Annotated in this window: 28 protein-coding genes; 9 read left to right on the top strand and 19 right to left on the bottom strand. The window is 73.9% G+C overall.

Features of this window, described 5'->3' with window-relative positions; translation table 11 throughout:
- Window positions 1-125 precede the first annotated feature (125 nt).
- On the top strand, window positions 126-1,535 hold the full coding sequence (locus AC067J_RS30365; RefSeq protein ID WP_478304554.1) for an ALF repeat-containing protein: 1,410 nt from the start codon (window positions 126-128) through the stop codon (window positions 1,533-1,535).
- Window positions 1,536-1,639: 104 nt separating this feature from the next.
- Here AC067J_RS30365 and AC067J_RS30360 read toward each other — a convergent pair whose 3' ends face one another.
- From AC067J_RS30360 to AC067J_RS30300, 13 genes are all read right to left on the bottom strand, one after another.
- Window positions 1,640-2,299 carry a DUF4232 domain-containing protein gene (locus AC067J_RS30360; protein ID WP_478304552.1) on the bottom strand — a complete coding sequence of 220 codons (660 nt, stop codon included), beginning with the start codon at window positions 2,297-2,299 and terminating at the stop codon, window positions 1,640-1,642.
- 218 nt (window positions 2,300-2,517) lie between these two features.
- Complete coding sequence (locus AC067J_RS30355; protein ID WP_478304550.1) at window positions 2,518-2,976, bottom strand: GNAT family N-acetyltransferase; 459 nt, start codon at window positions 2,974-2,976, stop codon at window positions 2,518-2,520.
- Window positions 2,973-3,818 (bottom strand): protein kinase family protein, encoded by an 846-nt coding sequence (locus tag AC067J_RS30350; RefSeq protein WP_478304548.1) that lies wholly within the window; start codon window positions 3,816-3,818, stop codon window positions 2,973-2,975. The genes AC067J_RS30355 and AC067J_RS30350 overlap by 4 nt, the downstream gene beginning before the upstream one ends.
- A complete protein-coding gene (locus AC067J_RS30345; RefSeq protein WP_478304546.1) occupies window positions 3,782-4,438 on the bottom strand; it encodes a hypothetical protein in 657 nt (218 codons plus the stop codon). Before AC067J_RS30345 ends, AC067J_RS30350 begins: the two co-directional genes overlap by 37 nt.
- On the bottom strand, window positions 4,435-4,863 hold the full coding sequence (locus AC067J_RS30340; protein ID WP_478304545.1) for a hypothetical protein: 429 nt from the start codon (window positions 4,861-4,863) through the stop codon (window positions 4,435-4,437). The genes AC067J_RS30345 and AC067J_RS30340 overlap by 4 nt, the downstream gene beginning before the upstream one ends.
- 129 nt (window positions 4,864-4,992) lie before the next feature.
- A complete protein-coding gene (locus AC067J_RS30335; RefSeq protein ID WP_478304543.1) occupies window positions 4,993-5,142 on the bottom strand; it encodes a hypothetical protein in 150 nt (49 codons plus the stop codon).
- A 6-nt stretch (window positions 5,143-5,148) separates the two neighbouring features.
- Window positions 5,149-5,349 carry a hypothetical protein gene (locus AC067J_RS30330; RefSeq protein WP_478304541.1) on the bottom strand — a complete coding sequence of 67 codons (201 nt, stop codon included), beginning with the start codon at window positions 5,347-5,349 and terminating at the stop codon, window positions 5,149-5,151.
- A gap of 98 nt (window positions 5,350-5,447) precedes the next feature.
- Window positions 5,448-5,618, bottom strand: coding sequence for a hypothetical protein (locus AC067J_RS30325; protein ID WP_478304539.1), 171 nt, complete (start codon window positions 5,616-5,618; stop codon window positions 5,448-5,450).
- Window positions 5,619-5,672: 54 nt separating this feature from the next.
- Window positions 5,673-5,897, bottom strand: coding sequence for a hypothetical protein (locus AC067J_RS30320; protein WP_478304537.1), 225 nt, complete (start codon window positions 5,895-5,897; stop codon window positions 5,673-5,675).
- Window positions 5,898-5,902: 5 nt separating this feature from the next.
- Window positions 5,903-6,121, bottom strand: a complete 219-nt coding sequence (locus AC067J_RS30315) for a hypothetical protein (protein WP_478304535.1) — start codon at window positions 6,119-6,121, stop codon at window positions 5,903-5,905.
- 99 nt (window positions 6,122-6,220) lie between these two features.
- On the bottom strand, window positions 6,221-7,069 hold the full coding sequence (locus tag AC067J_RS30310) for a helix-turn-helix domain-containing protein (RefSeq protein WP_478304534.1): 849 nt from the start codon (window positions 7,067-7,069) through the stop codon (window positions 6,221-6,223).
- 9 nt (window positions 7,070-7,078) lie between these two features.
- The gene (locus AC067J_RS30305; protein WP_478304532.1) at window positions 7,079-7,591 is read right to left on the bottom strand and encodes a DUF6879 family protein; all 513 of its coding nucleotides are present in this window, start codon (window positions 7,589-7,591) and stop codon (window positions 7,079-7,081) included.
- Between the two features lie 4 nt (window positions 7,592-7,595).
- Window positions 7,596-7,916, bottom strand: a complete 321-nt coding sequence (locus tag AC067J_RS30300; protein ID WP_478304530.1) for a hypothetical protein — start codon at window positions 7,914-7,916, stop codon at window positions 7,596-7,598.
- Between the two features lie 418 nt (window positions 7,917-8,334).
- On the opposite strand from AC067J_RS30300, the gene AC067J_RS30295 reads away from it, so the two are divergent.
- Window positions 8,335-8,820 carry an SRPBCC family protein gene (locus tag AC067J_RS30295; RefSeq protein WP_478304528.1) on the top strand — a complete coding sequence of 162 codons (486 nt, stop codon included), beginning with the start codon at window positions 8,335-8,337 and terminating at the stop codon, window positions 8,818-8,820.
- 183 nt (window positions 8,821-9,003) lie between these two features.
- On the top strand, window positions 9,004-9,399 hold the full coding sequence (locus AC067J_RS30290) for a peptidoglycan-binding domain-containing protein (protein WP_478304526.1): 396 nt from the start codon (window positions 9,004-9,006) through the stop codon (window positions 9,397-9,399).
- A 91-nt stretch (window positions 9,400-9,490) separates the two neighbouring features.
- Here the strand turns inward: AC067J_RS30290 and cobC are convergent, their stop codons facing one another.
- Window positions 9,491-11,110 carry an Rv2231c family pyridoxal phosphate-dependent protein CobC gene (cobC, locus tag AC067J_RS30285; protein WP_478304624.1) on the bottom strand — a complete coding sequence of 540 codons (1,620 nt, stop codon included), beginning with the start codon at window positions 11,108-11,110 and terminating at the stop codon, window positions 9,491-9,493.
- Between the two features lie 634 nt (window positions 11,111-11,744).
- Here cobC and AC067J_RS30280 point away from each other — a divergent pair.
- From AC067J_RS30280 to AC067J_RS30265, 4 genes are all read left to right on the top strand, one after another.
- Complete coding sequence (locus AC067J_RS30280; RefSeq protein WP_478304622.1) at window positions 11,745-12,632, top strand: alkaline phosphatase family protein; 888 nt, start codon at window positions 11,745-11,747, stop codon at window positions 12,630-12,632.
- 5 nt (window positions 12,633-12,637) lie between these two features.
- Entirely contained in the window at window positions 12,638-14,173 is a 1,536-nt protein-coding gene (locus AC067J_RS30275; protein ID WP_478304524.1) for an MFS transporter, read from the top strand.
- Window positions 14,170-15,207 (top strand): TolB family protein, encoded by a 1,038-nt coding sequence (locus AC067J_RS30270; protein ID WP_478304522.1) that lies wholly within the window; start codon window positions 14,170-14,172, stop codon window positions 15,205-15,207. Before AC067J_RS30275 ends, AC067J_RS30270 begins: the two co-directional genes overlap by 4 nt.
- A gap of 155 nt (window positions 15,208-15,362) precedes the next feature.
- The gene (locus AC067J_RS30265; RefSeq protein ID WP_478304520.1) at window positions 15,363-16,271 is read left to right on the top strand and encodes a hypothetical protein; all 909 of its coding nucleotides are present in this window, start codon (window positions 15,363-15,365) and stop codon (window positions 16,269-16,271) included.
- A gap of 99 nt (window positions 16,272-16,370) precedes the next feature.
- Here AC067J_RS30265 and AC067J_RS30260 read toward each other — a convergent pair whose 3' ends face one another.
- Window positions 16,371-16,700: a trypco2 family protein gene (locus AC067J_RS30260; protein WP_478304518.1), complete on the bottom strand. Its 330-nt coding sequence runs from the start codon at window positions 16,698-16,700 to the stop codon at window positions 16,371-16,373.
- A 110-nt stretch (window positions 16,701-16,810) separates the two neighbouring features.
- Here AC067J_RS30260 and AC067J_RS30255 point away from each other — a divergent pair, with 110 nt between their 5' ends.
- Entirely contained in the window at window positions 16,811-17,191 is a 381-nt protein-coding gene (locus AC067J_RS30255) for an HAD family hydrolase (RefSeq protein ID WP_478304516.1), read from the top strand.
- 100 nt (window positions 17,192-17,291) lie between these two features.
- On the opposite strand, the gene AC067J_RS30250 is transcribed toward AC067J_RS30255, so the two are convergent.
- From AC067J_RS30250 to AC067J_RS30240, 3 genes are all read right to left on the bottom strand, one after another.
- Window positions 17,292-17,861: a hypothetical protein gene (locus AC067J_RS30250; protein WP_478304514.1), complete on the bottom strand. Its 570-nt coding sequence runs from the start codon at window positions 17,859-17,861 to the stop codon at window positions 17,292-17,294.
- A 59-nt stretch (window positions 17,862-17,920) separates the two neighbouring features.
- Window positions 17,921-18,349, bottom strand: a complete 429-nt coding sequence (locus tag AC067J_RS30245) for a hypothetical protein (RefSeq protein WP_478304513.1) — start codon at window positions 18,347-18,349, stop codon at window positions 17,921-17,923.
- Window positions 18,350-18,513: 164 nt separating this feature from the next.
- A complete protein-coding gene (locus AC067J_RS30240) occupies window positions 18,514-19,239 on the bottom strand; it encodes an NUDIX hydrolase (RefSeq protein WP_478304512.1) in 726 nt (241 codons plus the stop codon).
- A gap of 272 nt (window positions 19,240-19,511) precedes the next feature.
- On the opposite strand from AC067J_RS30240, the gene AC067J_RS30235 reads away from it, so the two are divergent.
- Window positions 19,512-20,117, top strand: a complete 606-nt coding sequence (locus tag AC067J_RS30235) for a hypothetical protein (protein WP_478304510.1) — start codon at window positions 19,512-19,514, stop codon at window positions 20,115-20,117.
- A 65-nt stretch (window positions 20,118-20,182) separates the two neighbouring features.
- Here the strand turns inward: AC067J_RS30235 and AC067J_RS30230 are convergent, their stop codons facing one another.
- Complete coding sequence (locus tag AC067J_RS30230) at window positions 20,183-20,392, bottom strand: DUF397 domain-containing protein (RefSeq protein WP_478304508.1); 210 nt, start codon at window positions 20,390-20,392, stop codon at window positions 20,183-20,185.
- Window positions 20,393-20,428: the final 36 nt, after the last annotated feature.

The following is a 20,428-nucleotide window of genomic DNA, read 5'->3' as shown; positions in this document are numbered from 1 at the left end:
CGGTGTCCCTGGCTGCGACGATGGCCCGCAAACTAATGGTGATATGACAGGCGTGTAAGAACATTATGCTGGCCGCGTTCACGGCTTCTCCCCGTGTTCTCCGCTCAAGAAAACAGGTCTGCTTGATGAAGTTGCCCAAGGTGTCCGCCGTCATCGCCGCGGCCGCACTGGCGCCCACCGTCCTGTTCCCGTCGATGGCCTCCGCCGCCGACCAGCCGAAGCCCGCCGGGGTGTCCGGCCCGGACGCGGCCTCCGACGCCGCCGATGACTCCCAGGAGGCGGCGGACCGCGCCGAGGTGCAGCGGATCCTGGCCGACAAGTCCACCGGGCGCGGTGTCCGGGAGGCCGCCGAGAAGGCCCTCGCCGGCACCGCCGCCGACCTGCGCCACTTCCTCACGGTCGAGCTGGGCGAGCAGCGCCAGGTCGACGACCGGGTCGAGGCGTTCAGGCTCATCGCCACCGGCGGACCCGCCGTCAAGAAGGCCGCCGCCGCCGCGCTCGAAGGCTCCTACGCGGACCTCGTCAAGTTCCTCAAGGAGGGCCGGTTCGCGGCCCGGGCCGAGGACGACGACCGCGCCGAGGTGCAGCGGATCCTGGCCGACAAGGACTCCGGCGTCAGCGTCCGCGAGGCCGCCCAGAAGGTCGTCAACGGCACCGCCGCCGAGCTGCGCCACTTCCTGGAGGTCGACCTCGCGAACGCGCGCGTCATCGACGACCGGGTCAAGGCCACCCAGCTCCTGAGCACCGGCGGGCGGGCCGTCAAGGCGGCCGCCGAGAAGGCCCTCCGGTCCGGCAGCCCGGAGGCGGTCCGCAAGTTCCTCACCGAGGGCCAGCACATCGCCCGCGCCGAGGACGACCGGGTCGAGATCCTGACCCTGCTCGCCGACAAGGAGATCAGCCCGGCCGTCTTCGAGGCGGCCCAGAAGGCCCTCGGCGGGACGCCCGCCGACCTGCGCCGCTTCCTGGAGGTCGGTCTCCCGAGCCTGCGCGAGGGCGAGGACCGGTTGCTGCTCACGCAGATCATGCACAAGGGCGGCCCGGCCGTCCGCAAGGCCGCCGGCGCCGCCATGAGCGGCACCCACGCGGACGTCGTCAAGTTCCTCAAGGAGGGCCAGTTCACGGCCCGCGCCGAGGACGAGGCCGCCGAGGCCGCTGCTGCTGCCGCCGCTGCCGCCGCTGCTGCCAAGCCGACCACCCCGCCGGTCGAGCAGGCGGGCCAGGCGCAGAACACCGGTGCCGGGCAGGTCCAGCCGGCGGTCCAGACCGGTCGGACCGGCCAGGCGGCCCAGACCGCGCAGACCGCCGACGTCGCGGGCACGCAGGCGAACCCGGCCACGGCCGTGACCCCGGCCCCGGCCGTGGCGCCCGCACGGGCGGCCGGCACCACCGGCACCACGGCTGCCGCCTCCGGCCAGCTCGCCGCCACCGGCGTGGACGAGGGCCTCGGCTGGGAGGCCGGCGGCGCCGCCGCGGCCGTCGCCGCCGGTGCGGCGCTGGTCGCCGTGTCCCGCCGCCGTCGCTCCGCCGAGGGCTGACGGCGCCGCCCGCGGTAGGACCAGGTGCCCCGGCCGACCGGCCGGGGCACCTCGCGTCCGCCACGCGCCGCAAGGGCGCCCGTCAGGTGGCCGTCAGGCGGCCGTCAGATGCCGGGAACGGCGTCCTTCGGAACGGTGTGCCAGTTGGTGACCACCGGCTTGTCCACCTTGGTCGGGCCGACCGGGAGGCCGGCCGGGTCCGGGTCGGCCTTGCCGATGCCGACGATGACGTCGGTGAACTCGACCGCCTGGTTCCCCTTGGTGGTCTTGGGGTTGACGCCCGCGTACGCGGTCTTGCCGCCGCTGAGGACGATCGGCTCGCCGACGGCCTGCTCGGCGTTGGCGGCCTCGATGCCGCCGGAGCCGAAGGCGATGGTCGCGTGCACGCCCGGGAGCGTGCAGGTGACGCCCGGCTTGGCCCGGGCGGTGATCAGGATGTACCCGCCGGCCTGGGACTCGGTCCTGGCGGTGAGGGCGAGGTCCTTGGCGCCGCAGTTCCGGTCCGCGGAGGCGGACGATCCGGCGGGCGGCGCGGCCTTCGTGACCGACGCGGCCGGGGTGGCCGGGGTGGCCGAGGTGGTCGACGGGGCGCTCGGGGCACTCGGGGCGGCGCCCGGGGCGGTCGGCGCCGCCGTGGCCGCGGACGTGGCCGCCGGACCCGCCGCGCCGGGAGCGGAGTCGCCGTTCTCCGGACCGCAGGCGGTGGCGGCGGCGGCGAACGCCGCGAGGGCGGCGGCGGTGAGGACGAGGCGGCGCGTACGCATGCGGGGCTCCCGGGTCGTTCCGCCGGTGCGGTTCACCGGCGGAACCACGGTAGGCCGGGCCCGTCGACGACCCGGTCCGCGAGATATCCCGATCCTGTCCCAGAAACGCAGCCGCCGGGAACAGGCCGCCAACCCCCTTCCGCCGTCCGCCGATCCACCCTGACACCAGGCCGAGCCGGGGCCTCGGCCTGGCGTCAGACCAGGTGCCGGGATGGGCCCTAGGGTCGCCGGAGGACGTAGGTCTCGAACCCGGCGACCCTGCCGGCCGTGACGAAGCCCGCCTTGGTGAGGACACGGCCTGAGGCCGGGTTGTCCGGGTGGTGCCGGGCACGGACCGAGTGCAGGTCCAGGTGCCCGAGGGCCCATTCGAGGAGCGCCCTCAGGGCCTCGGTGGCGTGGCCGCGGCCCCAGGCGTCGGCCCGCAGGATGTAGCTGACGGTGGCGTCCGGACCGTCCAGGCGCAGCTTGACGACGCCCAGGAGGTCGGCCTCCTCCGTGATGCCGAGGATGTACAGCGCGCGAGGGTGCCGCCCGGCGGAGGCGATCGCCCTGCCCGTGTAGAGCCGTGCCTCCGTCTCGTCCATCGGTCCCCGCCCGAGCAGCCTGGTCGACTCGGGGCCGTAGATCCGCCTCAGCGCTTCGGCGTCCCCAGCCGTGAGTTCACGCAGTTCGATCACCCGCACGCCCCCGCGAGGAGGCCGGCGAGCTCTCCGGCGGAGGGCCGGTCCGCGGGGCCGGCGAGCAGTGCCGAGCGCAGCACCCGCTGCAACTCGGGCCAGGGCGTCGTCGGTGCGAGGGGAACGCCTCCGGCGGCGATGGCCTGGCGGAGCCCCGCCGGTCCGATCCGTCGGGGGTCGATCCCGGCCGCCGCGTAGTCGAGGGGCCAGGCACCGGTTGCGCAGGTCCAGATGACCCCGGCGAGGGCGTACACGTCGGTGGCCCGGGTCGTCCTGACGGGTTGCGGCCCCTCGGAGATCCGGGAGGCCAACTCGGGCGCGGTGAGGTGGATCATGGTCCCGCCGAAGGCGGGCCAGGGAACGGTACCGAGCTCGCGGGACCACGCGAAGTCGAGGAGCCTGACGCCCTGTTCGGTGTGGATCCCGTGCTGCGGCTGGAGGTCGCCGTGCACCCACCCGGCGGCGTGGAAGTCGGCGACCACCCGGCAGAGGTCGACCGCACCGGCCACTGCCCGGTCCCGGCCGGCCCCGCCTCGTCGTACCGGCTGGAAGACCTGCCAGGTGGACGGCCCCTCCAGCCACGGGGTGACGTACCAGAAGCCGTCTCCGAAACGGACGGCCGTCACCGTGTACCCGGGGAGCCGGTCCAGGACGGCGGCTTCGCGGGCGGTGGTCCCGGCGGCGTCACCCGTGCCGATCTTGATGCTCACGGCCGAGAGCGGACCGGTGGCCCTCCATACGGCCGAGCCCCGGCGGTCGCTGATCTCCTCCAGCTCGACCGGCCCGCAGACCGCCTCCGCGGCGCTCAGCGCTTCTGCGGCATCGGAAGCGAACTCGCCCATTCTCGTACTGCCTTCCATTCGCAAGGGATGTGCTCGAAGACGTCCCGGCCGTCGTCCACCGCCACGGACAGCGCCGTGGCAAGGTCGGGAGTTGCTTCCAGGAACTTCGGGTCCAGCGGCCGGACGCCCGCCCGCACCGGGAGGAACGAGAACGGGGGCGGCGGGATGCTCTGCCCGCGCCGGCCGGTCTCGACCGCTCCCTGGGCGAACTTCCCGAACATCACGCCGACCGGGGCGTAGAGGTTCTTCAGCGCCCAGTGCGGCCAGGTCAGCAGTTCCCGGTGGTCCGCCCCCTCGCAGTGCCCGACGAGCACCACGTTCTCGCACGCGAGGACACCGTACGGCCTGCCCATCAGGGGACGGACCCACTCCGCGGCCTGGACCCCGGCGTAGAACAACTCCGCTTCTACGGCGTAGCGGTGGCTGCCCGGGGTGATCTCGTAGACGGTCCAGCCGGTCATGTCCCGCCGCACGGAAGGGCGCAGGAACGGGCAGTGCTCGGTGAGGTCGGCGAGGTAGCCGTTCACGTCCACGCTGGCGGGGTTCTCCGTGCGGGCCTCGGTGAGGCGGAGCGCCCCGGTTGTGGGCCGGGACGCTCCGTCGAGTGGTGCGGTGATCACAGGTAGGACGCCGCCGGGGTGAGGTCGTCGCCGTCGCCGGGGCCGGGCTTGGGGCCGCAGTCCCACTCGGCGGTGACGGTGCCGGTCTCGCGGTACTGGGCGAGGGCTTCGGTGTTCACCGTGCCGTCGGCGTTGGTGAACCAGATCTCCGGCAGCGGCCCGTACGCCTCCTCGTACGCGTCCACCCACGAGATCGGGCCGAAGCCCTTCATCTCGACGTGGAACAGCTTGCGGCCGGCGTGGCGGAGGGTGAACGCCTCGTGCGCGGCCGGGTCCGCGACGAGGGTGTGCCACGCCGCGTCGATCGCGCCGGAGAACATCTGCGGGGCGGTGTCGCCCGCGTCGATCCGGCGGGCGGTGATGGTGAAGAACTTGCCCAGCTCGTCCAGTTCCACGGTGGAGCTGGGGGTGGTGGCGGTGCTCACGTGCCTCTCCAATCGGGTTGGCTCTGCTCGCCCGGGTGCGGGCGGGCAGTCGTGCGTGGTGCCCCGGCCCGTCATGGGGTTCACGACGAGCCGGGAGTTCATGGGGCGCCCGGGGGCGCGGGTCGACGGTCAGTAGCGGCTGGAGGCGATGAGCGCGGTGGCCACGACCGCGAGCAGGACCAGCGCGACCGTCTGCGCGATGGCCACCGGCAGCGGGGTCGGGAGTCCTCGGGCGGCCCGGTCGGCGGCCTCGCGGTACTCCTCCTGTCCGTTGTCCACGGCGGCCTACGCCGGGCGCTTGTCGAGCGCGGCCCGCATCGCGGCGCGGCGGCGGGGCCGGCGGGCGCGGGCGATGCAGTCGTCGCAGATCGAGTGGCAGGTGCTCTCGGTGTCACCGGGGGCCTGGAGCGTGGTGCCCGCGCAGACCAGCGTTTCGCGGTGGCAGACCCAGCAGGTTCCCTGCCGGTAGCCGTCGGGGCAGTCCACGACCACCCCCTCGCCCACGATCCGTACCGGCGTTGGCGGGGGGATGTCCCCTCGGACGGGGAGCGGCGGGGTCACGCGGACGGGTAGCGGTTGGGCGCTCATTCCGCGGGCTCCAAGTCGGTCAGGAGGACCATCTGCGGGTAGGGGTCGCTGGAGCTGTCCGGGTTCACCCAGGCGTGGTTGGCGCGCTTGCTCGGGGTCTCGGCGACGGTGCCCGTCCAGCCGGCCGTCCGGTGCCGGACCGGGTCTCCCTGGATCACACTGTTCACAGTTGCGCCTCTCCATCGGGTCGGGGCGTGCGGTGTGGTGGTGCTCGTTGCCGGTCAGGCCGCGCGGCCGGCGGGGTGGCGGTCGACTCCCACGACGACCACCGCGTCGGTGCCGGGGTGGGTCCTGATGTAGTCGGCCGACAGGAGGAAGCCGAACCGCCCGCAGATGTCGCAGCTCCAGGTGTCGTCAGCGGGTGACGGGGAGTCGTACAACGTCTGGAGGAAGCAGAACGGGCACAGCGGCGGCGGTTCCATGCGCTGGCCGGCGGCCGTGGACATGGTGGCTACGCCGCCGCTCTGCGGGCCTTGCAGTCCCGGCAGGGGCAGGTGGAGAGCACGGCGTCCCGTTGGAGCAGGGAGCCCACCGAGGGGGCGCGGCCGGCCGGGTTCTGCGCCACGTAGTCGTCCAGCGGGCTCCAACCGGCGGGGGCCTGGCTCAACTCGTGCTTCGCGGGGCCGGCCACGACCTCGTGGTACTCATGCGGGGGGTTGCGTCTTGCCATCGGTCTGGCCTCCTTCGCCGTGGCGGTGGGGGGTGCGTGATAGACCGTAGGGAGTCGGCTACAGACGGTGCCAGGAAGTTGCACGTGGTTGCACAGCAATCACCCGAGAGAGCCAATTGCCTCTGTGATCAGGGTGCGAGCGGCAGCGCCGTGCACGGCATCTGCGGACAGCTCCGCGAACCGGCTGACATACATCGCCACCTCGGAGGGCTGCGTGATCTGGAGGTACCCGGAGACGAGTTCGACGTTGGCCTGCGCCGAGTCGTAGAGCGAGAAGGCTTCGACGTGCATCGAGTGACGCAGATAGCCCCTCGGAATGATCCCCAGGCTCACGTTCGCCAGGGACGCGACGGCGATCAGGTGGGTGAGTTGGCCGGCGGCAACCTCCGTGCCGCCGAGGCCGTGGTGCAGACATGCCTCTTCGATGATGAAGGCGAAGGTCTTCCCGTGGTCTCTCAGAATCTCCTGTCGCTCCATACGCACCTGCACGGCCTCCTCCACGTCGTCCACGGCAACACGGCGGCGTTGGGTGGCCTGGAGTACCGAGCGGGTGTAGTCCCGGGTCTGGAGGAGACCGTGCAGGATGCCAGGTGTGTACGCCCGGAACCGCGTGGTTCGCTCGTACAACGGGAGGACCATCTCTTGGGCACGCTTGAGCCCGCTCCGCTCCATGCGTCGCCACTCGGTGAACATGGTCTCTACCGAGCGGAGGGAAGCCACCAGGTCCGCGGCCTGGTCGTCTGCTCCGCAGGCCCGACACCAATCTCTGATGTCCCGCTCGGACGGTGCGGTGATCGCGTTCTCGATGCGGGAGCACTTCGATTTGCTCCAACCGCACGCGAGGGCAAGAGCAGGCCCGGTGAGCCCGGAGTCCTTACGGATCTCCTTAAGCCGTTCGGCGAGAGCCTTCCGGGCCTGCTGAACGCTCGATGAGCGAGAGGTGCGCATCTCGATCGACTACTTGAGCACGTAGTCCTTGTGCGGAGTCGCCCTATGCCACACGGTCTCGAAGGCTTTCTTCACGAGCTGAACGACGGTGGGCTCGGTCATCCACTCCCGGTCTACGACGTCCCCGTCACCCGAGAAGAAGGTGAACATGACCTTGGAGTCATCGAACATCCACAGGTCAGTTCCGGGCAGTGCGATGTCTGCTGCCAACCGGCGCGGAAGCCAACGGACCTGCTCGCCGATAGCCTCGTTCAGGAACGTCACATGGTGCTCGTAGCGGATGTACTCCGTGACCGGTTCTGAGACGATCCGAGCCCGGCGCATGACCACGCCACGGTCAATCGCTTCTCCAGCGAAGGCAGTCCAGCCTTGGAACCACTCCGGCCGGTCATCCGGACCGTAGCGAAGACCCTCCCGATAGCGCTGGAACTGCGGGTCGTTCGGCGTGTAGTTGTCGCGCATCTCCAAGTGCACAGCGGAGAACTCGGCCTCCGCCATAGCCTTGGCGATTGGGTTGGCCACGCTACTACCTCTCGTCCTCATGAGTGGCCAGCCTCGCGGCGAGGTCCACGATGAACTTGATCATTTCTTCGGGGAGGCGAATCACGGTCTCGTGGTCGGGCACATCAGTCGAGTGCCCGGGGACCGAACCAACCTCCTTGCAGCGGCTCAAGTCCTCATCGCTGGCCTTGTAGGACTGGATGAGCAGGTCGCCGTTCTCTGGATCGCGCCAGATCGTCGGCGAGTCGACCTCTGGCGTGTTGGAGATGATCCCGATGAACTGTAGGGGCTCCACGATGCTCCCTGTGTCTCTGGTTCCGCGTAGTTGCACAATCGGTGGGCACATCCTGGCGGGTACACGACCGACCTGTCAGGAGTATTCGTTTCTGACGACCAGCCAGCTTAGTCACCCGAAGTTGGGCGAAGGCGCAAGTAGCCCCGTGGGTACGGGGGATGCTCCGTTCGGCCTGGCGCTCGATACCTCCGAGGTCGCAGAAGGCCGCTACGAGGGGCGAGGGTGGGGCCTGGTACCAGCGGTCGGCGGGGCTGGTGGAGCGGCGGTGGGTCGAGGCCGCGGGGGTGGGGCCTGGTGCCAGCGGCCCGATTTCGACGCCGTCGGCGAGGAGCTGCTGCACGGCGGCGGCGGCCTGGTGGCGGTAGGGGTGGCGGGGTGGGGTCGGGCCGGGCTTCCGCCGTCACGCCAGGTGCGGCGCCGGGTGGGCGACGCCTCGCGCGGTGGTGCGGAGCGGGGGACACTGCGAAGCATGGGACAGCGTGATGTTTCGGTGGCTCGTGAGGTGGCGGCTCCGGCGGCGCGGGTCTGGGAGTCGATGACGAACCTGGAGTCGATGCCGCGGGTGCTGAGCGGCGTGGACTCGGTGGAGGTGCTCACACCCGGCCCGTTCGCCGTGGGGACCCGCTGGCGGGAGACCCGGCGGATGCTCGGGAAGTCGGCCACCGAGGAGATGTGGGTGACGGTCTGCGACGCTCCGGCGCGGTACGTCACCGAGGCGGACAACTCGGGCATGCACTACGTGTCGGAGTTCCGGCTGGTGGAGCACTCGCCGGGGCGGACGACCGTGACCATGACCTTCTCCGCCCGGCCGCAGCACGGCGACAAGCTGCCGCTCGTGGCGCGGCTGCTCGGCGGCCTGGGGGCGAAGGCGGTGGCGAAGGCGATCGCCAAGGACCTGGCGGACGTGGCCGCCGCGGTGGAACGCGACCCCCGGGGTAGCTCGGACGGGTCCTGAGCCGGGCCACCCTGCCGGCGTCGGTGGGGCCGTCTGGCGGCCGTCGGGCCTCGAACGCGGCCGGTGCGGTGGCCGTCTGACGTCCGGACAGGACTTTGATCAAGGTCCTGTCGGTGCGTACACTCCGCTGTGATCGGGGGGTCGGCTGTCTCCCCGTGTGCCGAAACACATCAGGGGGAAAACATGGGGGCTGTATCTCGTCCCGGCAGGTTCGTCGGTCGACTGGCGTCGGTGGTGGTGGCCGCGTCCGCCGTGGTGGGGGTGACGGGCGGAAGCGCCCACGCGACGATCGGCACCTTCGTCATCTCGGAGGGGATGCAGGGGGAGCGGGTCAAGTGCGTCCAGCGAGGGGTCAAGGCGGTGGCCCTCGGCACCGCGAGTGACATCGTCGTGGTCGACGGGATCTTCGGGCCGAAGACCCGCAACGCCGTGGAGGAACTGCAGTACCGCCTGCGTCTCGACGTCGACGGGGTGGTCGGGCCGGACACCGGCCAGGTGCTCTGGAACGCGATAAAGCAGCGCCACGGGCGCGAGGACCCGTGCTTCTACCAGCTGCCCACGCACTCCGTCTTCAAGTAGGGCTTCAAGTAGCGCGGAAGCGGCCCGCACCGTCCGGCACGCCGGACGGTGCGGGCCGCGTCGTGATCGCCGTCCGCGTCCGCGGCAGCGGTCACAGGGAGGGCGCCGGCCCGGTCGCGGGCCCGTCGGCCGCCTCGATGGCCGCCCCGAGTGCGGCGAGGAACCGGTCCGTCGTCGGCTCGTCCCGGACGGCGATGCGGAGCCAGTCCGGGCCGAGACCGGGGAAGGTGTCGCCCCGGCGGACGGCGAAGCCGTGCTCGCGCAGCCGGGTCCGGACGGCGTCGGCGCCGGGCAGTTCGATCAGGACGAAGGACGCGGCCGGCTCGCCGTGCACCCGGACGGCGGGCAGGGCCGCGAGGCCCTTGAGCAGGTGGTCGCGCCGGAGGGCCAGCTCGTGCGACGCCTCCTCGGCCTCCGCGAGGGCGGCCGGGGCGGAGCACGCCTCGGCGGCGGCCAGCGCGGGGGTGGAGACCGGCCAGAGCGGCTGCGCGGCGGCGAGGGCGGCGATCAGCGGGGCCGGGCCGAGCGCGTACCCGATCCGCAGGCCGGCCAGGCCCCAGGTCTTGGTGAGGCTGCGCAGGACGACCACCCGGCCGGGCAGCTCCCGCGCCGACGCCAGGGACTCGGTCTCGCCGGGGACGGTGTCCATGAACGCCTCGTCGATCACCAGGGTGCGGCCGGGCCGGGCGAGGGCGGCGACGTCGGCGGCCGGGTGGAGGACGGACGTCGGGTTGGTGGGGTTGCCGATGACGACCAGGTCGGCCTCCTCCGGTACCGCTCCGGGGGCGAGCCGGAAGCCGTCGGCGGGGGAGAGCAGGACGCGGTGCACGGCGTGCCCGGCGTCCCGCAGTGCGGCCTCCGGTTCGGTGAACTGCGGATGCACGACCGTCACATGACGTGCCGTCAGGGTGCGTGCCAGCAGGACGAACGCCTCCGCCGCCCCTGCGGTGAGCAGCACCTCGTCGACCGGCCGCCCGTGCCGGGCCGCGACGGCGGCGCGTGCGGACGTGCCGTCGGGGTAGGCGGCGAGGTCGGCGAGCGTGGCGGCGAGGTGCTCGCGCAGCCACGGCGGGGGCGTGCCGGTGCGGACGTTGACGGCGAGGTCGACCAGGCCGGCCCCGTCGGCGCGCACCTCGGCGTCCCCGTGGTGACGGAGGTCGGGCTCGGGGGCCCCGGCGTCCCCGGCCTGCGAAGCGGCGCGCGCGGGGTGCGCGGGGGAGGTGGGGGACGCGGGGAGTACGGGGGGCACGGGGGTCATGGGCGGGTCTCCTGCGGGGGCGGGCGGGGGAGCGGGGTGGTGCGGCAGCCGGGCGACGGCGACGGTCGCGGCCGGGGACTTCCGCTTCGGTACGACGAGTTCCCCGCCGGGCGCGCTCGCCAGCGCCGCCGCCTCGGCCACGCCCGCCGTCCCGACCGCCGCGCCGACGGCGGCGGACGGATGCGGCACGGGGACGGCCGCCAGAGCGTCGGCCGGGTGCTCGGCCACCGGAACGCCGAGTTCGGCGGCGGCCCGGCGGACGGCGGGGTGGGCGGCCTTTCCGGCGAGGGTGGCGATCAGGGCGACGGGCGTGCCGGGCGGACCGGCCTCGGCCAGCGCCCGGCGGATCAGCCCGAGCAGCTCCGGCGCCGTGGCCGAGCCGCGGGCGCCCACCCCGACGACCAGGCGCCCGGGGCCGTCCGAGTCCGGACGGTCCGCGCCCTGACCGTCCAGGCCGGAACCGTCGACGCCGGAACCGTCGACACTCGAACCGCCCGGGTCGGAACCACCCACGCCGGAACCGTCGACGCCCGAACCGCCCACGCCGGAACCGTCGACGCCCGAATCGCCCACGCCCGAACCGTTCCCGTCCGGACCGCTCACGCCCAGCTCACGTCCATCTCACGCCCTGCTCACGTCCGACTTCTCCGCGTCACCCGCCCGACATCCGGCCGTGGTGCCGTGCGGTCCGGTCCGCGCCGGTCCGCCCCGGCCACGGGCGGCGACCGTCCGTGGCGGTCGGTGACCGCCCGGCCGGCGTCGGCCCGAATGCCCACGTCAGAGCGGTCCGGGCCCCGGAAATCCCACCACGGTCGTCACGGACGGGTCAATCGGGCGGGCTGTGACCTGCGCTTGACTTTCGGCCGAGGGGCGCGGGTGCTGTTCGCCTTCTCTTCATGTCGGGGTCGGGGCACGCGCCACCGTTCCGCTCCTACTGTTTGCGGCGCTCCGACCCGGTGGTTCCCCGCCGGGCAGTTCCCCGCCGGTAGTTCCCCCTCGCGGCCGGGTCGCCTCCCCGGCCCGGCCGCCATCCGATGCACGGAGGACACCCATGTCCGAGACGTCCCTGGCTCACGAGTCGGTTGACATGAGCGCTACCACGGCGAAGCCCCGCCGCCGCACCCTGACCGCCCTGGCCGCCGGCCTCGGCCTGGTCGCCGGCTCCCTCGGCCTCTGGGCCGCCACCGGCACCGCCGCGCAGGCCGCCGCCCTCCCGGCGCCGGACCACGTGGTGGTCGTCGTCCTGGAGAACCACGCGTACTCGCAGATCATCGGCAGCTCCAGCGCGCCGTACATCAACAACACCCTGAAGGCCGGCGGCGCCACCCTCACCCAGTCGTTCGGGCTCACCCACCCCAGCGAGCCCAACTACTACCAGCTGTTCTCCGGTTCCAACCAGGGCCGCACGGACGACAGTTGCGTGCCGGTCGGCTCGATCGACAAGCCGAACCTCGCGTCCGAGCTGATCGCGGCCGGCAAGACCTGGGGCAGCTACAACGAGGGCCTGCCGAGCCAGGGTTCGACCGTCTGCTCCAGCGGCAAGTACGCGCAGAAGCACAACCCGTGGTTCGGCTTCGGCAACGTGCCGACCAACACCGCGTACACCATGACGCAGTTCCCGACGAACTTCGCGAGCCTGCCGAAGGTCTCCTTCGTCGTTCCGGACCTCTGCAACGACATGCACGACTGCTCGGTCTCCACCGGCGACACCTGGATCAAGAACAAGCTCGGCGCCTACGCCACCTGGGCCAAGAGCAACAACAGCATCCTCGTCGTCACCTTCGACGAGGACAACCGGCTCTCCGGCAACCGCATCCCCACCGTCTTCTACGGCGCGCACGTCACGCCGGGCGCCACCACCGCCACCACCTACAACCACTACAACGTGCTGCGCACGCTGGAGGACCTCGCCGGGCTGACCGCCCACGCGGGCAACGCCGCCACCGCCGCCACCATCACCGGCATCTGGAACTGACACCCGTGTACGTCGCGGACTCCCGCAGCTCCAAGGCCCCCGTCGCCCCGGCCGCCTCCCGGCCGGGGCGGCGGGAGGCCGCCGCCGAACCCGCACCCGGCGCCGAACCCGTACCCGGCGCCGCCACCGCCACCCCGGCCGCCGCACCCGGTGCCGCCACCGCCACCCCCGCCTCGCCCGGGGCCCGCGCGGTCCGCGCCGCCGTACCCGGCACCGTCCTGGCGCTGGGCACCGTCAGCCTGGTCACCGACGTCTCCTCCGAGATGGTCAGCGCCGTCCTGCCGCTGTACCTCCTCACCGGGCTCGGCCTCTCCCCGCTCGGCTTCGGCCTGCTGGACGGCATCCAGAACGGCTTCAGCGCCCTCGTCCGCCTCGCCGGCGGCCACCTCGCCGACCGGCGCGGCCGGGACGGCGCGCCCCGGCACAAGGCGGTCGCCGCGATCGGGTACGGGCTGTCGGCGCTGTGCAAGCCGCTCCTGCTGCTCGTCCACACCGTGCCGCTGATCGGCGCGGTGCTCGCCGTGGACCGCACCGGCAAGGGCCTGCGCACCGCGCCGCGCGACGCGATGATCTCGCTCGCCACCGAACCGGCCCACCGAGGGAGGGCGTTCGGCGTGCACCGGGCGATGGACACGGCCGGTGCGCTGCTCGGACCGCTCACCGCCTTCCTGGTGCTCCGGACGGCGGGCGGCCCGCTGCTCGCCGACGGCGGCGGCCAACAACACGGCTACCAGGCGGTGTTCGCGGTCAGCGCGTGCGTCGCGGTGCTGGGCGTGCTGGTGCTGCTGCTCTTCGTGCCGAGCCGCCTGGCCGCCACCGGGCCGCGGGCGGACGCGCCCCCGGGACCGCGGGACGGCCTCGCGCTGCTCCGCCTGCCCGGTCTGCGCCGCCTCACCCTCTGCGCCGTCCTGCTCGGCCTCACCACCGTCAGCGACTCCTTCCTCTACCTGCTGGTGCAGCGCCGGCTCGGCCTCGCCACGGAGTACTTCCCGCTGCTCCCCCTCGGCACCGCCGCCACCTTCCTCCTCCTCGCCGTCCCGCTCGGCGCCCTCGCGGACCGGATCGGCCGCCGCCGGCTGTTCCTGGCGGGCCACGGGGTCCTGCTGCTGGCCTACGGGCTGCTGCTCTCGCCGCTCGGCGGGCTGCCGGCGGTGGTCTGCGTGCTGGTGCTGCACGGCGCGTTCTACGCCTCGACGGACGGGGTGCTCGCGGCCGCCGCGGCCGACGCCGTCCCCGCGGAGCAGCGCGGCGCCGGGCTCGCCCTGGTCGGCACCGGCCAGGCGCTCGCCCGGTTCGCCTGCTCGCTGGCGTTCGGCGCGCTGTGGAGCGTGGTCGGCGGCACCGCCGCGCTGGCCTGGTCGGCGGGCGCGCTGGCCTGCTGCGCGGCCGGGGCGGCGCTCGTCCTCCGCGAGCAGCCTGGCACGCCGGGCCCGCCGACCGCCACCCCTAAGGCCCCCGGACCGACCGCCACCCCCAAGGCCCCCGCTGCCCCCGCCGCCCCCGCCACGCCCGGACCGACCGACCCCGAGGTGCCCTCGTGACCGCCACCCCCCTCCGGAACCGCACCAGGGTGCTGATCCTGCTGGCCGCCGTCCTCCTCCTCGGCGCGGTCGGTACCGGTGCCGTCCGCTACGCCGCCGGCCGCTCCGCCGAACGCGACCAGGCCCAGCCCGGCGGCCCGGCCGTCACCCGCGGCGCGGTCTCGCTCCAGGCGCCCGCCTCCCGGCGGCTCGTCTTCCGCAACATGGCCTGGGGCCCGTACCGCGACGAGATCGCCACCGTCCCCGCCGAGCACCCGGACGGCCCGCGCACCGCCTCCGGCGTCCGCTGCCTGCGCTTCCACGCCGCCGCCGGCACCGGCATCTGCCTCCAGGCCGAGCACGGCGCCCTCCAGGACACCTACCGGGCGGTCGTCCTCGACGACCACCTCCGCGAGCTGCGCTCCTTCCCCGCCGCCGGGATCCCGACCCGGTCCCGGGTCTCGCCGTCCGGCCACCTCGCCGCCTGGACGGTCTTCGTCAGCGGCGACTCCTACGCGGGCACCGACTTCTCCACCCGCACCTCGATCGTCGACGTCCGCGACGGGAACCTCCGGGACAACCTGGAGACCTTCGACGTGATCAAGGACGGCAAGCCGTACCGCGCACCCGACGTCAACATCTGGGGCGTGACCTTCGCCGACGACACCTCGTTCTACGCGACCGTGGCCACGGGGGGCCGGACCCACCTGGTCCGCGGCGACCTCGGCGCCCGCACCCTCACCACGCTCCACCAGAACGTCGAGTGCCCGTCGCTGTCCCCGGACGGCACCCGGATCGCCTACAAGAAGCGCGTCCCCGGCCTGCCCGAGGACGCCCCGTGGCGGCTCTACGTGCTCGATCTCGCCACCATGACCGAGACCGCCACCGCCGAGCAGCGCAACATCGACGACCAGGCCGTCTGGGCCGACGGCGCCGACCTCCTCTACGCCCTGCCCGGCGACTTCGGCGCCGACCTGTGGACCGTCCCCGCCGACGGCACGGGCGCCGCCCGGCGCCTCCTCGACGCGGCGGTGGCCCCGGCCTATCTGGGCTGATCAGGCTGGTTGGTCCGACTCGGAACTTCGAGCGTAGGGTCCACGTCGAGCACTACGAGTGGCGGTGCGACGTCGCGACGCCACGCCGACTGACCGGGGGAGCAGGAACAGTGAGCCAACGAGGGCCCGACGGCGGGCTGTCGCCGGAGCAGCGCATGTCCGGCGAATCGTGGCCGGCCCTGCACGGCCGCCCGGTGCTGCGCCGGACGATCGCGATGGGGCTGGTCCTGTTCGTCGCGGTCATGGCGGCGCTCGCCGTCCGCGGCATCAACGCCCTCACCGTCGGCCGCGGTGTGGTGGAGACCGACCGCGACCGGGCCGAGCTGCTCGCCGGCCTGCACCCCTCCCAGCACCCCGGCGCCGGGCGGTACTACGTGCCGGTCGGCGCCGTGTACACGCGGACGCCGGAGGGCGTTCCCGTCGCGTACCTGCACTACCGGCTCGGCGGGGGGCGCGAGGTCGGCGTCGGTGACTTCCTGCGCACCTACGACCTGCCCGCCCCCGGGACCACCACCGTGCTGCCGCCGGACCTCACGGAGGCGCTGGGAGGTGACGAGCCGGAGCTGGCCGTCGAGCTCTCGGAGCCCCGCACCGAGCCGTCCGCCGAGCCGTCCGTCGGGATCTCCGCGGGCCCGGGCCCGGGCTCGGAACCGGGCCCCGGCCCGACCCACACCCCCGACGGCACGGAGCCGGGCCCCGTGCCCGTACCCTCACCCACCACCATGGCCACGGCCGCGGGCACGGCGACACCCGAGGGCACCGCCGACCCCGGCTCCGCCGCAGGACCCGCCGCCGGCCCCGCCGCAGGACCGGAGGAGGAGCAGGAGGACTACGGACCGGCGTTCCCGGCCGACGTCCCCGGCCCGGACCGGGCGTCCTCCACCTCCTCCGAGCCGTCCCCGACGCCCGAGCCGTCCCCGACGCCCGGTCCCGAGCAGTCCCCGACGGCCCCCGCCGCGACCGCCACCACGGTCCGCCCGTCCACGGCCCGCCGGATCTACGTCGCCACCGTGCCGGGCGGGCTCCCCGGGGCGGCCGACATCTACGTTCGCGCAACGGGCTGACCGCGCCGAGCCGCGGCAGGCGCGCCCCGCCCGCGCCCTGCCCGTGTCCCGCCGTGCCCGCGCCCCGCCGGCTCCCCTGGTGCGCCCCGCCCGCCGTCCTCAGTCCTGGATGCGGCCGCTGGTGTCGCCGGGGCCGTCGGGGCGGTCGGCGGACCCGCTGATCAGCAGGTCGCCGCCCTGGGTGTTGCGCGGCGTCAGGGTGAACGACACCCGGTGCGTGCGGCCGCGCGACACCCCGGCCTCGGTCTCCGCGCCGACCGCCCACAGCTTGAAGCCGGCCTTCGCCTTGGCGTCGGCCCTCAGCTCGACCTCGAACTCCATCTCCACGGGGCCGACGGAGAACACCACGTCCTGTCCCGCCCCGCGCGCCACCGCCTCCAACAGTTCGTCGCGCACCGCCGCGACCGCATCCACCAGCGGAATGTCCATCAGGCCCACCTCGTCCCACGTTTCCGGTGCCGGGTCAACGCTCCTGCCGTGGAGCCGAGTTCCCGGCCGGACCGGTCCCGGCCGGGATTCCGCCGCGAAGTCCCCCGGCCGTGCTGCTGGAGACGTACCCGGACGTCGGCGGGACCCTGGCGGAGCTGAGCCGCCGGGGTGTGCGGATGGCCGTGGTGTCGGACGCCCGGCCCGACCTGCCCGCCCTCCACGACGCGCTCGGGACCGACCGGTTCTTCGAGGCGTGTGCGATCTCGGCCGTCCTCGGCCGCACCAAGCCGGACCCGCGCATGTACCGGCACGCCGGCGACGCGCTGGGCCTCGCTCCCGCGGAGTGCCTGTTCGTCGACGACGGTCCGGACCTGGTCGCGGCGGCGATCCGGCTCGGCTGTGCGGGGCGCGCGCTGTGCCGGGACTCGGCCGTCCCGGAGCCGGAGGTGCCCTCCGTCACCTCCCTGACGGAGCTCCTGGACCTCTTCTGACGGGCTCGGACGCTCTCCCTCGTCGGGGCCGGTCGGGGCCGGAGGGCAGAGGATCCGCCCGCGCCCGGAGGGCGGAGTGACCGCCCTCCGGGGGCCTCCGTCAGGCGGACGCGACGATGTAGACCCCCGCGCCGGCCGCGATGACGATCGTGACGAGGATCCCGAGCACCGTGGGTGTCACCCGGTCCCGGAGGCGCTTCGGCGGCCGGACCCGCGCGGCCTCGTCGGTGCTCAGCTCCCACCAGTTGACGACGCGCCGGAAGTCGACCTCGAAGTCCGGGTCGGGGTACAGGTCGCTGTAGTACAGCCCGGGGAGCGCGCGGCGCCGCCCGCTCGTGAGGAACATCCGGGCCGCGAGCGACTCGTCGCCCCGGTTCCTGGTCGTCCGCACGTCGATCCACTGGATCTCGTGCCACGGGTACGTGCGGCCGCGTCCGAAGCCCCAGCAGATGGTTATCCCGGCGGGTCCGACCGTGGACCAGCACCGGAACGTGGAGTAGGCGAAGGGGGCCAGGAAGACGATCGTGCCGCCGATCAGCCAGACGGCCCCCTCGGGGCCGAGCCTGTAGGCGGCGAAGACGCCTTGGGCGACGAAGACGGCGAGCAGCAGCGCGAAGTGCGCCTTGGACGGACGGTACCGGTCTTTCCCCCGGAAGATCAGTTCGTTCACGGTTCGCACACTACTGCGAGGAGCGTCGGACGGGACAGTGGCGATACGGCCTCTTTGCGTCAACGGCCTTTCGGGGCCGGGTCGTTCCGAGTGCCGGCCCGGTCCTGGGTGCCGGCCCGGTCCTGGGTGCCGGCCCGGTCCTGAGTACCGGTCCGGCGGGCGCGCAGGGTCCGCGCCAGCCGGGTGAGGCCGTAGCCGAGCAGCCAGGGGAGCACGGTGAGGGCGCCGACGTACACGGCGGCGTAGCCGAGGAAGTCGCCCACTCGGCCCGGCTCGTCCCAGGTGTCGGTGGGGAGGATCATCGCGGTCGCCGAGACCGTGACCGGGACCACCGGGAGCAGCAGCGCCCAGAGCCGCGGCGCCCACCGCCCGGGCCGCCGGGCGCACCACACGCCCGCGGCCCCCATGGCGAAGGGCCCGAACGGCACCCACAGCAGCACGGGGATGAACAGCACCACCCACCACTCGTCCGAAGACCCGAACATCATCGACGTTCCCCCAGCCGTCGCACCCGCCCCTCCCGGGTTCCTGCCCGGCCGCGCGTCTCCGTGAACCGGCCTGCCGGTGGAGCGGGAAGTCGGACCGGCCGACTTCCTGTGCGGTCGTTCCCCGCCTGCGCCCCCCGTCCCGCCCCGCCCCGCCAGGAAACGCCCTACGCCGTCCGCTGTGCGAACCGGCGCACGGCCTGCTCCAGGAAGTCCGCGTGCGGCCCGCGCAGCGCCGCCGACCCGGCCGGGCCGCCGACGAACACGATCTCGACCAGCTCCCGCTCCGACGCCGCCAGCGTGGCGTACCGCTCGCGCAGCACCGCCTCCGGCAGCGGCGGTGCGCCGAACACCACGCCCACGCTCCCGTACTGCCCGCGCGTGATCGCCCGGAGCGTCAGTTCACCGGGCGCCGCCACGACGCCGGTCTCCTCGGCGAGCTCCCGTACGGCGTTGCGGCGCAGCGCGGCCGTGTCGAGCGGTGCGCCCGGGGGCGGCGGTTCGACGGCCCCGCCCGGCGGCTGCCAGCGTCCGGGGGCGGCCGTGGACGGGGACATCCGGCCGACCAGCAGCCGGCCGTCGTCGGTCGGTTGGAGGAGGATGACGGACAGCGAGGCCGGTCGGCGCGCGCCGGGCACCCACCGGAGCGCGTAGTGCCGGTACGTCACCCGTGACCAGGAGAGGACGGGTCGGCCGGGGGCGTCCCACGCGACGCCGTCGCACGCCACCACCGGTCCGTCGAACAGGGCGGGGTTCCTCCGGACGGCTTCGTCCCAGGCACGGTCCCTGGCCTCCCGTTCCCCGGGGGAGAGTCCGGGGGAGGGGACTTCGACCAGGCGCAGCCGGTGGACGTCCAGGACTTCGGCGGGGGTGGGTGGCAGCGGTTCGCCCATCGGCCCATCGTGCCAGGCGCGTCGCGGCCGCCGGTCCGCACGACACGTCGCGGGGCGCCGGCCCGGAGCTGCCGCCGACGGCAGCAGGCAGGCCCGGTGCGGGCCGGCCGGGGCGGCGGGGCCGGCCCGGGGCAGGAGGCGCCGCGGCCGGTGGGCCCGGCAACTGACCGGTCATCCGCTTGTGCTCTACTACCTCCTCGCCGCACCCGGCGCCCGGCCCGTACGCCCGAAGCGGCGGGCCCGCCCGTCCCGCACCAGGAGTGAACCGCCCGATGACTGCCACCTGCCCCCAGTGCACCGCCTCGGACGAGGCCGTGGCCGTGCCGGAAGCCCTGGCGGACGCCGGACGGCCGCTCGACGAGCCGGCCCGTGCGCTGCTCGCCGCGCCGCCCCTGCTGCCGCCGGAGCCGGAGGGGGCGGGCGGGGGTGCCATCACCTGCTACGTCCTGGCGGGGCTCGTCGGCCTGTTGCAACTGCGTTCCCTGGTGGCCGAGAAGAGTCAGGACGAGGAGGTGCGCGACGCCGCCTACCGGGCGGGTGCCGTGCTGGGCCCGTGGATCGTGGTGGCGCTGCTGCTCGGCATCGGTGTGACCGTGCATCTCGCGCGTCGCCGCGGCAGGGCGCCGAAGGCCCTGCCGGCGGGGTCGCCGGCGCAGGAGGGGTGGTCGCCGGAGCTGCGGGAGAAGCGGAAGCGGCAGCACCGGGTGTGGGAGGCGGCGTGGCTGTGCCGTCGTTGCCGGGTGGCGTTCTTCCCGGACGGGGTGGTGCGTCCGGACTTCCCGGCTTCGCCCGCGATACCGGTGGGGGAGTTCCCGCTGTGGGTGGTGACCGCCGCCGAACGCGCCTTCGGCCCGGAGGCGATGGCTCCCCGGGCCTGACGAGGGCCGTAGCCCGTCGCTCCTCCGGGCCGCGTCGCTCCTCCGGGCCGCGCTGCCCCTCTCGGTCAGGGCGCGGTGCCGAGTTCGCCGTTCCGGAGGGCGGTGACGAAGGCCTGCCAGGCTTCGGCGGGGAAGGCGAGCGCGGGTCCGTCGGGGTCCTTGGAGTCGCGGACGGGGACGGTGCCGGGGAGGTTGAGGGCAGCCTCGACGCAGTTCCCACCGTTGTTGCTGTGGGTGCTCTTGCGCCACCGGGCGGGGGTCGGGTCGACGGGCATGGTTCCGGGTTCCCTTCTCTGCAACGGGCGTGTGGT

The sequence above is a fragment of the Kitasatospora sp. NPDC042419 genome (assembly GCF_056437345.1).
Note: the sequence above shows the minus strand (reverse complement) of the source record. Positions and strands in the feature narration are given on the sequence as shown.

Bases quoted from the DNA above. Each gene is read 5' to 3' on its own strand.
- AC067J_RS30245 (WP_478304513.1), bottom strand. From the start codon at position 18,349: ATGATGTTCGGGTCTTCGGACGAGTGGTGGGTGGTGCTGTTCATCCCC.
- AC067J_RS30315 (WP_478304535.1), bottom strand. From the start codon at position 6,121: ATGGCAAGACGCAACCCCCCGCATGAGTACCACGAGGTCGTGGCCGGC.
- AC067J_RS30295 (WP_478304528.1), top strand. From the start codon at position 8,335: ATGGGACAGCGTGATGTTTCGGTGGCTCGTGAGGTGGCGGCTCCGGCG.
- AC067J_RS30230 (WP_478304508.1), bottom strand. From the start codon at position 20,392: ATGCCCGTCGACCCGACCCCCGCCCGGTGGCGCAAGAGCACCCACAGC.
- AC067J_RS30365 (WP_478304554.1), top strand. From the start codon at position 126: ATGAAGTTGCCCAAGGTGTCCGCCGTCATCGCCGCGGCCGCACTGGCG.
- AC067J_RS30320 (WP_478304537.1), bottom strand. From the start codon at position 5,897: ATGTCCACGGCCGCCGGCCAGCGCATGGAACCGCCGCCGCTGTGCCCG.
- AC067J_RS30350 (WP_478304548.1), bottom strand. From the start codon at position 3,818: ATGGGCGAGTTCGCTTCCGATGCCGCAGAAGCGCTGAGCGCCGCGGAG.
- AC067J_RS30280 (WP_478304622.1), top strand. From the start codon at position 11,745: ATGAGCGCTACCACGGCGAAGCCCCGCCGCCGCACCCTGACCGCCCTG.
- AC067J_RS30240 (WP_478304512.1), bottom strand. From the start codon at position 19,239: ATGGGCGAACCGCTGCCACCCACCCCCGCCGAAGTCCTGGACGTCCAC.
- AC067J_RS30310 (WP_478304534.1), bottom strand. From the start codon at position 7,069: ATGCGCACCTCTCGCTCATCGAGCGTTCAGCAGGCCCGGAAGGCTCTC.
- AC067J_RS30300 (WP_478304530.1), bottom strand. From the start codon at position 7,916: ATGTGCCCACCGATTGTGCAACTACGCGGAACCAGAGACACAGGGAGC.
- AC067J_RS30265 (WP_478304520.1), top strand. From the start codon at position 15,363: ATGTCCGGCGAATCGTGGCCGGCCCTGCACGGCCGCCCGGTGCTGCGC.
- AC067J_RS30360 (WP_478304552.1), bottom strand. From the start codon at position 2,299: ATGCGTACGCGCCGCCTCGTCCTCACCGCCGCCGCCCTCGCGGCGTTC.
- AC067J_RS30235 (WP_478304510.1), top strand. From the start codon at position 19,512: ATGACTGCCACCTGCCCCCAGTGCACCGCCTCGGACGAGGCCGTGGCC.
- AC067J_RS30290 (WP_478304526.1), top strand. From the start codon at position 9,004: ATGGGGGCTGTATCTCGTCCCGGCAGGTTCGTCGGTCGACTGGCGTCG.
- AC067J_RS30260 (WP_478304518.1), bottom strand. From the start codon at position 16,700: ATGGACATTCCGCTGGTGGATGCGGTCGCGGCGGTGCGCGACGAACTG.